Genomic DNA, 1,798 nt, shown 5'->3' with positions numbered 1-1,798 from the left:
AGGATTTCGTAGGCGGATTCGCGGTCGACCGTGGTGCCGTAGGTGGCGAGCAGCGGGCTGGACTGGATCATGGCCTGGCGTTCCTCCGCGGTGAGCGGGCCGAGGCGGGAGGCGGGCGGGAAGATGAGGCCGCGCTCGACGATGGTCGGCCGGCCTTTTTCGTCGAGGAAGGAAACCAACGCTTCGCCGACACCGAGTTCGGTGATCGCCGTGGCGGCGTCGAATTTCGGGTTGGCGCGCATGGTTTCGGCGGCGGCCTGAACGGCTTTCTGGTCGCGCGGGGTGAAGGCGCGCAGGGCGTGCTGGACGCGGTTGCCGAGCTGGCCGAGGATTTTTTCCGGGACGTCGAGCGGGTTCTGAGTGACGAAATAGACGCCGACGCCCTTCGAGCGGATCAGGCGGACGACCTGCTCGACCTTGTCGGTCAGCGCCTGGGGCGCGTCGCTGAACAGCAGGTGGGCTTCGTCGAAGAAGAAGGCGAGCTTGGGCTTGTCGAGGTCGCCGGCTTCGGGCAGTTGCTCGAACAGTTCGGAGAGCAGCCAGAGCAGGAAGGTGGAGTAGAGGGCCGGGGCCTGGACGAGCTTTTCGGCCGACAGCACGTTGATGACGCCACGGCCGTTTTCGTCGACTTTCATGAGGTCGTTGATGTCGAGCATCGGCTCGCCGAAGAACTGGTCGCCGCCTTGTTGTTCGAGCGTCAGCAGGCCGCGTTGGATGGCGCCGATCGAGGCCGAGGCGACGTTGCCGTATTCGGTGGTGAACGTCTTGGCGTTGTCGCCGACGTGCTGGACCATGGCGCGCAGGTCCTTGAGGTCGAGCAGGAGCAGACCCTGATCGTCGGCGATCTTGAAGACCAATTGCAGGACGCCGCCTTGCGTGTCGTTGAGGTTGAGCAGGCGGGCGAGGAGCAGCGGGCCCATGTCGGAAACGGTGGCGCGGATCGGCACGCCGCTTTCGCCGAAGACGTCCCAGAAGGCGACCGGGTTGGCGTAGGGGGCGAAGCCTTCGAGACCGAGTTCAGCAATGCGTTTGAGCAGTTTTTCCGAAGGGGTACCGGCGGCGCCCATGCCCGACAGGTCTCCTTTCACGTCCGCCATGAAGACCGGCACGCCAGCAAACGAGAGCCGTTCGGCCATCGACTGCAGGGTCACCGTCTTGCCGGTGCCGGTGGCGCCGGTGATCAGCCCGTGGCGGTTGGCCATCTGCGGCAGCAGGGCCGGGTAACCGTCTTCGGATTTGGCGAGGTACATGGGTTCGGACATGACGGCAGACTCCAGCGGGAATGGTATTCCCGCATTCTAGCAACGCCGGGATGGCGCTTTGTTAAATAGCGTAAGTCGGCGTGCTACGCCGGCCTGACGAGAAGCCGCCGGGCGAGTAAAATCACGCCTTCTTCGTTATTTGCATTCAGGGAAAACAGCATGGCTGGTCATTCCAAGTGGGCCAATATCCAGCACCGTAAAGGTCGCCAGGACGAGAAGCGCGGTGCCGCCTTCTCGAAGATTGCCAAGGAAATTACCGTTGCCGCCAAAATGGGCGGCGGCGACATCAACTTCAACCCGCGCCTGCGCGTCGCGGTCGACAAGGCCAAGGGCGTCAATATGCCCAAGGACAAGATCGACACAGCGATCAAGAAGGGCACGGGCGAACTCGAAGGCGTCGAGTACATCGAGATCCGCTACGAAGGCTACGGCATCGGCGGTGCAGCGATCATGGTCGATTGCCTGACCGACAACAAGGTGCGCACGGTGGCCGAAGTTCGCCACGCCTTTTCCAAGTTCGGCGGCAACATGGGTTC

The 1,798-nt window shown here is 63.3% G+C and carries 2 protein-coding genes; one reads left to right on the top strand and one right to left on the bottom strand.

What is annotated here, in order from left to right; genetic code table 11:
- On the bottom strand, window positions 1–1,262 hold a 1,262-nt coding region (locus ADADOO_RS15365; RefSeq protein ID WP_511278377.1), incomplete at its 3' end, for a helicase HerA-like domain-containing protein.
- 159 nt (window positions 1,263–1,421) lie between these two features.
- On the opposite strand from ADADOO_RS15365, the gene ADADOO_RS15360 reads away from it, so the two are divergent.
- On the top strand, window positions 1,422–1,798 hold a 377-nt coding region (locus ADADOO_RS15360; protein ID WP_511278376.1), incomplete at its 3' end, for a YebC/PmpR family DNA-binding transcriptional regulator.

It is taken from the genome of Azonexus sp. (genome assembly GCF_036170495.1).
Taxonomy (GTDB): domain Bacteria; phylum Pseudomonadota; class Gammaproteobacteria; order Burkholderiales; family Rhodocyclaceae; genus Azonexus.
This window is presented reverse-complemented; position numbering and strand designations above follow the sequence as displayed.